The organism is Mesorhizobium sp. WSM4807 (assembly GCF_055811615.1).
The window spans coordinates 30,349-37,518 of sequence record NZ_JBVVQY010000042.1 but is presented as its reverse complement, the minus strand read 5'-3'; the positions used below and the strand labels follow the sequence as shown (position 1 = coordinate 37,518).

6 protein-coding genes and 1 pseudogene are annotated in these 7,170 nt (G+C 62.5%); all 7 read right to left on the bottom strand.

Annotated elements, in window-relative coordinates; all coding sequences use genetic code 11:
* Positions 1–113, bottom strand: a pseudogene (gene tdh / locus AC0L3N_RS31025) (L-threonine 3-dehydrogenase); the annotation flags it as partial.
* Positions 113–1,300, bottom strand: a complete 1,188-nt coding sequence (locus AC0L3N_RS31020; protein WP_473551395.1) for a glycine C-acetyltransferase — start codon at positions 1,298–1,300, stop codon at positions 113–115. The pseudogene tdh and the gene AC0L3N_RS31020, both read right to left, overlap by 1 nt.
* 38 nt (positions 1,301–1,338) lie before the next feature.
* Complete coding sequence (locus tag AC0L3N_RS31015; RefSeq protein ID WP_473551390.1) at positions 1,339–2,283, bottom strand: homoserine kinase; 945 nt, start codon at positions 2,281–2,283, stop codon at positions 1,339–1,341.
* 32 nt (positions 2,284–2,315) lie between these two features.
* Positions 2,316–3,743, bottom strand: coding sequence for a threonine synthase (thrC, locus tag AC0L3N_RS31010; protein ID WP_473551388.1), 1,428 nt, complete (start codon positions 3,741–3,743; stop codon positions 2,316–2,318).
* Positions 3,744–3,809: 66 nt separating this feature from the next.
* The gene (locus AC0L3N_RS31005; protein ID WP_473551387.1) at positions 3,810–5,120 is read right to left on the bottom strand and encodes an NAD(P)/FAD-dependent oxidoreductase; all 1,311 of its coding nucleotides are present in this window, start codon (positions 5,118–5,120) and stop codon (positions 3,810–3,812) included.
* A 57-nt stretch (positions 5,121–5,177) separates the two neighbouring features.
* A complete protein-coding gene (locus AC0L3N_RS31000) occupies positions 5,178–6,056 on the bottom strand; it encodes an ABC transporter permease (protein ID WP_123145912.1) in 879 nt (292 codons plus the stop codon).
* Positions 6,057–6,091: 35 nt separating this feature from the next.
* Entirely contained in the window at positions 6,092–7,042 is a 951-nt protein-coding gene (locus tag AC0L3N_RS30995; protein ID WP_123145911.1) for an ABC transporter permease, read from the bottom strand.
* Positions 7,043–7,170 lie beyond the last annotated feature (128 nt).

The following is a 7,170-nucleotide window of genomic DNA, read 5'->3' as shown; positions in this document are numbered from 1 at the left end:
TTCTTGATCTTGATCAGAACGTCGTTGGGGCCGATTTCCGGCACCGGCACTTCTTCCATCCAGATGCCCGGCTCGGCGCGAGATTTAACGAGTGCGCGCATCATGTTGGACATCAGCCAATCACTCCAAGTTCGCGACCCACCTCACCGAACGCAGCCACTGCCCGGTCGATATCGGCGGCCGAATGGGCGGCCGACATCTGCGTCCTGATGCGGGCCTGGCCCTTGGGCACGACGGGGAAGGAAAAGCCGATCACGTAGATGCCGCGCTCAAGCAGCATGTCGACCATTTGCGAAGCCAGCGCGGCATCGCCGATCATCACAGGAATGATCGGGTGGTCGGCTCCGGCCAGCGTGAAGCCCGCTTTTTCCATGTTGGCGCGGAAGCGCGAGGCGTTGTCGTAGAGCCGGCGACGCAAGCCGCCGCCCTGCTCGATCATATCCAGCACCTTCAGCGAGGCCCCGGCGATCGCAGGCATCAGCGTGTTGGAAAATAGATAGGGCCGCGAGCGCTGGCGCAGCCATTCGACCACCGGGCTGCTCGCCGCCGTGTAGCCACCCGAGGCACCCCCCAGCGCCTTGCCGAGCGTGCCGGTGAGTATATGGACCCGGCCCTCGACGCCGCAATATTCCGGCGTGCCGCGGCCGTGCTCGCCGACGAAACCGACGGCGTGGCTGTCGTCGACCATCACCATGGCATCGTATTTTTCCGCGAAGTCGCAGACGCCCTGGAGATTGGCGATGATGCCGTCCATGGAAAAAACCCCGTCGGTGGCGATCAGCTTGAAGCGGCTGCCTTCGGCCTTCTTCAATTCCTCCTCGAGCGCCGCCATGTCGTTGTTGGCATAGCGAAAGCGTTTTGCTTTGGAGAGCCTGACGCCGTCGATGATCGAGGCGTGGTTCAGCGCGTCGGAAATGACCGCGTCCTCCTCGGAAAGCAGCGTCTCGAACAGGCCGCCGTTGGCATCGAAACAGGAACCGTAGAGGATTGTGTCCTCCATACCGAGGAAGCTCGATATCTTTGCCTCGAGCTGCTTGTGCTCTTCCTGCGTGCCGCAGATGAAACGCACCGACGCCATGCCGTACCCGTAGCGGTCAAGCGCCTGCTTGGCCGCGTCGCGCAATTCGGCGCTGTCTGCGAGCCCGAGATAGTTGTTGGCGCAGAAATTGAGCAGCTTGCGGCCCCCAACCTCGATCTCGGACGACTGGGGCGAGGTGATGACGCGCTCGCGCTTGTACAGGCCCTCCGTCTCGATCTGCGAAAGCAGCTCGCGAACGTGGTCTTTGAGAGTCGGTGCCATCGTGCTTCCACTTCCATTGGTGATCTTCGCGGTCTTGCTCATGCGATTTCTGCCCGGAGCACGCGCAACATGCGCTCGAAGTGGCTTGGATCGTGTGCTTTGAGGAGCGCAGCTTCCCTGGGCTGGTACAGATCCCAGAGACGCGATAGCCAAAAACGAAATGCTCCAGCGCGCTGCATTGCAGGAAGCAATAAGCGTTCGGGTCCAGTGAGCGCGCGAACTGACTCATACGCGCCGAGAAAGGCGGCAACTTGCTTAGTGTCTTGGCGGCCGGTGCCACTATCGACGCACCAGTCATTGAGGCACACGGCAATATCAAACAAAAAGGTGTCGCATCCGGCGAAGTAGAAATCGAAGACGCCGGTCAGGTGACCACCTTCAAACAACACGTTGTCACGAAAGAGATCAGCGTGCACCGGCCCCCTGGGGAGTCGCTCGTAGGTAGAGGACACAGCAATTTGGTTCTGAAAGGCCAGTTCGCTTGTGAGCAGCGAGCGCTGTCCCTCAGATACGCAGCGGCCGACCACCGGCACCACCTCTTTCCACCATTCGAGGCCCCGCGGATTGGCCTGTCGCCGTGGGTAGTCGCTCCCGGTCACGTGCATTCGCGCCAGGATCTCCCCGACAGCGCGACAATGCGACTCTGTCGACGCCGTCACGCTCTCGCCAGGAAGCCTGTTGACGATCACGGCAGGCCGGCCTTTCAGCGTGTGAAGGATTTCGCCTCTGACGTTGGCAACCGGATCCGGGACCGGCATTCGCTGCGCCGCAAGGTGCTTCATCAGGTGAAGGTAGAAGGGCAATTGCTCGAACGTGAGCCGCTCGAACAGGGTCAGCACATATTCGCCTGCCTCGGTATCCACAAAGTAGTTCGTGTTCTCAATTCCACTCGTGCTGCCGCGAACGGAATTCGGCTGTCCCAGGCCCAGAGCCTGAAAAAAGGTTGCGACTTCGTTAGGTGACAGCTCGGTATATACGGCCATGGCGAAAAGGTCCCGGTCGCGGAAGCAGCCTTTCAGCAGACCGCAGCCTGCAGGGTTTCGGCGATGTAGGTCTTCACGGTCTGTGCATCGGCGGGAAGCAGTTTGAACCGTCTCGGCAAACCCTCTATGCCATCGAACCGCTGCGGAGGAACTGGCTCTCGGCCCAGGGCCTCTCTGATGGTCTCCGCAAATTTGACCGGCAGGGCCGTCTCGAGCACGATCATCGGCACATCCGAAACCGAATGCTCGCGCGCGACCTTCACGCCGTCTGCAGTGTGTGGATCGATCACCGCGTTGAAGCGGTGCCACGCGCCACGGATCGTCTCCAACCGGTCGGCGTGGGTGCTCTTCCCGCTGCGGAAACCAAAATGGTCCGCCGCCCTCCCGAAGGCCGGATCCCCGCTGAGATCGAACGACCCGCTTTCGCGCAGTTGATCGTCGAACAGCGATCTCGTCCGGCTGGCGTCGCGACCGAGCAAGTCGAACACGAAACGCTCGAGATTGGAGGCCTTGGAAATGTCCATGGATGGGCTCGAGGTTTCATAGGTATCTGCCCGGCCCCGCACGCGATACACCCCAGTGCGGAAAAACTCATCGAGCACGTCGTTCTCGTTGGTCGCAATGACGAGACGGGAAATGGGAAGTCCCATCATACGCGCAACATGACCGGCGCAGACGTTGCCGAAATTGCCCGAGGGAACGGCGAAGTCGACCTCTGACGAATTCTCTTCAGTCACCTGAAAATAGGCAGAGAAGTAATACACCACCTGAGCGACCAGCCGGGCCCAGTTGATCGAATTGACGGCGCCGATCCGGTGGCGCCTCTTGAAATCAGCATCGCCGGACACGGCTTTCACGATGTCTTGGCAATCGTCGAACACCCCTTCGATGGCAATGTTCTGAATGTTGTCGTCCTGCAGGCTGAACATCTGGGCTTGCTGAAAGGCGCTCATGCGTCCGTGGGGCGACATCATGAAGACGCGGATGCCCTTCTTGCCGCGCATGGCATATTCCGCCGCGCTGCCCGTGTCGCCACTGGTTGCCCCGAGGATATTCAGCTCCTCACCCCGCCGCGCCAGTTCATACTCGAGCAGATTGCCGAGCAACTGCATCGCCATGTCCTTGAACGCCAGGGTGGGACCGTTCGACAGTTCCGCCACATGGAGACCGCTCTCAAGCGTTCGCACGGGCGCGATCCTGGCGGTCCCAAAGACCTCGGGCCTGTAGGTCTTTGCACAGATGGCCATCAGGTCAGCGGGCGCAATATCGTCGATGTAGAGCGACAGGATTTCAAAGGCGAGCACCGGGTAGGACAAGCCCCGCCACCGATCCAGCGCGGCATCATCCAGCCGAGGGTAGACCTCGGGCACATAGAGGCCGCCATCCGGGGCGAGACCTTCAAGCACAATCTCGCGGAACTTCCTGCGTTCGGGATGGCCGCGCGTGGAGATGTAGTGCATGTGATGCTGTTCCTTGTTGCCGCTATCGTTCGGCAAGGGTCGAGAGACCGGCCAACCGTTCGGCCTTCAGCGGCTGGCGCGCCACCAGGCGATACGGTCCTGCAGGGCGTAGCCCTTGATAACGGCCGGCAGGAACCACGGATTGCCACGATAGAGCGGGATGGCTGCAGGCGGTCGGAAATCGAATGCGGTGCGCGCCCGATCGCTATGTCCCATCAGCTTGTGAGCCGCACGCGTGCCGACCCATGGCGCCCAGACCACGCCCGAACCGCAGAAGCCGGTGGCATAGACCACGCCGTCCTTCTCGAAGATGCGGGGCAGCATGTCGCGGTGCATCGCCACATTGCCGAACCAGCTGTGCGAAAGGCGAACCTTCTCCAGTTCCGGGAAAATTTCGCCCAGCCCGTTTCGCAGACGGAGCGTCGGGGCTGCCGGATCGCCTGCACGCGAGCTGTCGCGCCCGCCGAGCAGGATGCGTCTGCCGTCCGGCGAAGGGCGGTAGTAGAAGCCAAGCTCGCGGCCCTCGCCCATCATCATCCGCTTCGGCATCAGGCGCGCCATCACCTCAGGCGCGAGTTCCTCGGTGGCAATGATCCGGCTGCGAACCGGAACCAGCCGACGGCGCAGGAAGGGACTGGCGCCATCCGTGTAGCCATTTGTGCAGACCAGCACCTGCCGCGCCTGCACCGTTCCGGCCGAAGTCGCGACGCGGAACCCGGAGCTATCCCTTTCGATTGAGGTCACGGGCGTGTTCGAATGCACCGCCAGTCCCGAAGCGAGCGCCACCCGCAGGAGCTCCGCGTGGAATTTGGCCGGGTGCAGCCCACCGATGTCCATCCGGACCATGCCGCCGCGATAGAAGTCGGTGCCGACGTAGTTGCGCTGCTTTGCATATGGAACAGCGTAAGATTCGATCCCCAGTTTCCTCGCCAACGCCTCGGCGCCGCGGGCCATCTTCTCGTACTGTTCATATCCGATGGCGCCCTTGAACAGGCCAACCAGTTGAAAGTCGCAGTCGAGCTTTTCCGACTTGATGAAGTCGTAAAGGAATTCGCGCGCGACCTTGCCCTCGGCCTCGATCGCCATGGCCCTCTCTTCTCCGAAGCGCCGGGTGATCGTGGCATAGTCCAGCCGGATACTCCCGCTGGTAATTCCGCCATTGCGCGTTGAAGCACCCTCGCCCGGATTCATCGCATCAAAAGCTGCAACCGAACGCCCCTCGCGCGCCAGCGCAAGCCCGGCCGAAAGGCCGGCGTAGCCGGCGCCGACGATCGCCACATCGACCTTCCTGGCCAGGGGCTGCGGCGGCAGCGGCATGACGGGCGTCGCTTCCCACCAGTAGGGTGTGTTCTTGTCGGCGACTTTCGGCTCGTGCATGTGAGTCACTTCGCACTGGGTTTTCGGGATCGGAATTGGGCCGCATTTGTCGACAGATCAGACACGGTCGTCTCGCACGTCGAGCGCATCACGCAGCCCGTCGCCGATGAAATTGAAACTTGTCACGGCCATGGTGATGGCGGCCCCGGGAATGATCGCCAGCCAGGGCGCACTGTCCAGATACTGCTGGGCGCCCTCGAGCATGTTGCCCCAGCTGGGTAGCGGCGGCTGAATGCCATAACCCAGGAAACTGATATAGGCTTCCAGCAGGATCGCGCGCGCCACTGTCAGGGTAGCGGCCACGATGATCGGACCCATGGCGTTTGGAAGGATTTCGCGGAACATGATATGCGTGCCGCTCAGTCCCAGCATGCGCCCGGCCAGCACAAACTCGCGCTCGCGCAATGACCGCACCTCGGCCTCGACAATTCGGGCTACCTCCATCCAGCTGGTGACAGCGACGATCACGGTGACCATGGCCGGGCTTGGCTTCAGTGCCGCGGCCAAGGCCAGCAGCAGGAAGATGGAGGGGAATGACAGGAAGCCGTCGACCGTGCGCATCAGCGCTGCGCCGATCCAGCCGCCGCGGTAGCCCGCGATCACGCCGACGAACGTTCCGATAAGCGTCGACAGCAGCATGGCAGAGAAAGCCACCAGCAGTGAGGTCCTCCCCGCCATGAACAGTCGCGCCGCCACGTCCCGCCCCAAAGGATCGGTCCCGAGATAGTGGTCGCCGGTCAGCGGCGGTGAAAAGCGGGCGCGCAAATCGATGTATAGGGAATCATAGGGCAGGAGATGAGGGCCGAACACGCATGCCAGCGTGAGAACGGTGATCATCGCCACCCCCAGCAACGCCAGGTGATGGCTCGTGAACCGGCGCACGGTGCGGCTGCGCCACCAGCGGCTTGGTTCTGCATTTGCGGCGAGAGCGGTCATTTCGGGTGCCTCCTGTTGGGCGTGAGGTTACGCGCTCAACCCAGACGAATACGCGGGTCGACGATCGCCACCACGATGTCTGCGATCAGGTTGCCGAGAATGACGAGGATGGCTGAGAACATCAGCAGTCCCATCACGACCGGGTAGTCGCTGTAGCCGAGGCTGTCCAGGAACAGTCGACCCATCCCCGGCCAGGTAAACACTGTCTCCGTCACCAGCGCGCCGGTCAGGATGCTGGGAAGCTGGACCCCGGCCAGTGTGATCATCGGCAAAAGCGCATTGCCGACGACGTGCTTCATTATGACTCGGCGCTCGCTCAGGCCCTTGGCGCGGGCGGTCTTGACAAAATCCTGGCTGATGGCGTCGAGCGTCGCGGTGCGCATGTAGCGGCTCCAGATCGCGACATGCACCAGCGACAGCACGATGCTTGGCAGGATCAGGTGATGCAGGTAGTTCAGGACCGAACCGTCGCCGATCGTGTACATGTTGCCTGCAGGCAGCCAGCCCAGCTGTAGGGAGAAGATGTAGATGCCGACGAGCCCGAACCAGAAGGTCGGGATCGATAGCGCGACCATGGCTCCGACCGTCGCCATATGGTCGAACAGCGAATAGCGGTGCGTGGCGCCACGAATGCCGATCCAGGTGCCGATCGCGATCGCAATCGCGGTGGACGTACCCATCAGCAGCAGCGTCGCAAGGACGTGCCGGCCAATCACTGCCAGCACAGGCGCGCCGTCGCGGAAGGAGTGTCCCCAGTCGCCCTGGAGAAGCCGCCAGGCCCAGTCGAAATATTGCACCAAAAGCGGACGGTTCAGCCCCAATTGCTCTTTCAGGCGATCGAGATCGTCCTGCGTCATGCTCGGATCGAGCCCGAATTGCGCCAGCGGCCCCCCCGGCAGCAGGTTCAGGACGAGGAACCCGATGACCGAGACGATCAGGAGCAGGATGAGGCTCTGTGAGAGCCGGTTGAGCAGAAAGCCGCGCATTCATCTCTCTCCTCTTTCAAGACAGCGCTGATGACTGGCGGGGGGGGGGGGGGGGGGCGGCGGGGGGGGGGGGGCGGGGGGGCCCCCCCCCCCCCCGCGCGGCGGCCCCGGCGGCGCGGGGGGGGGGG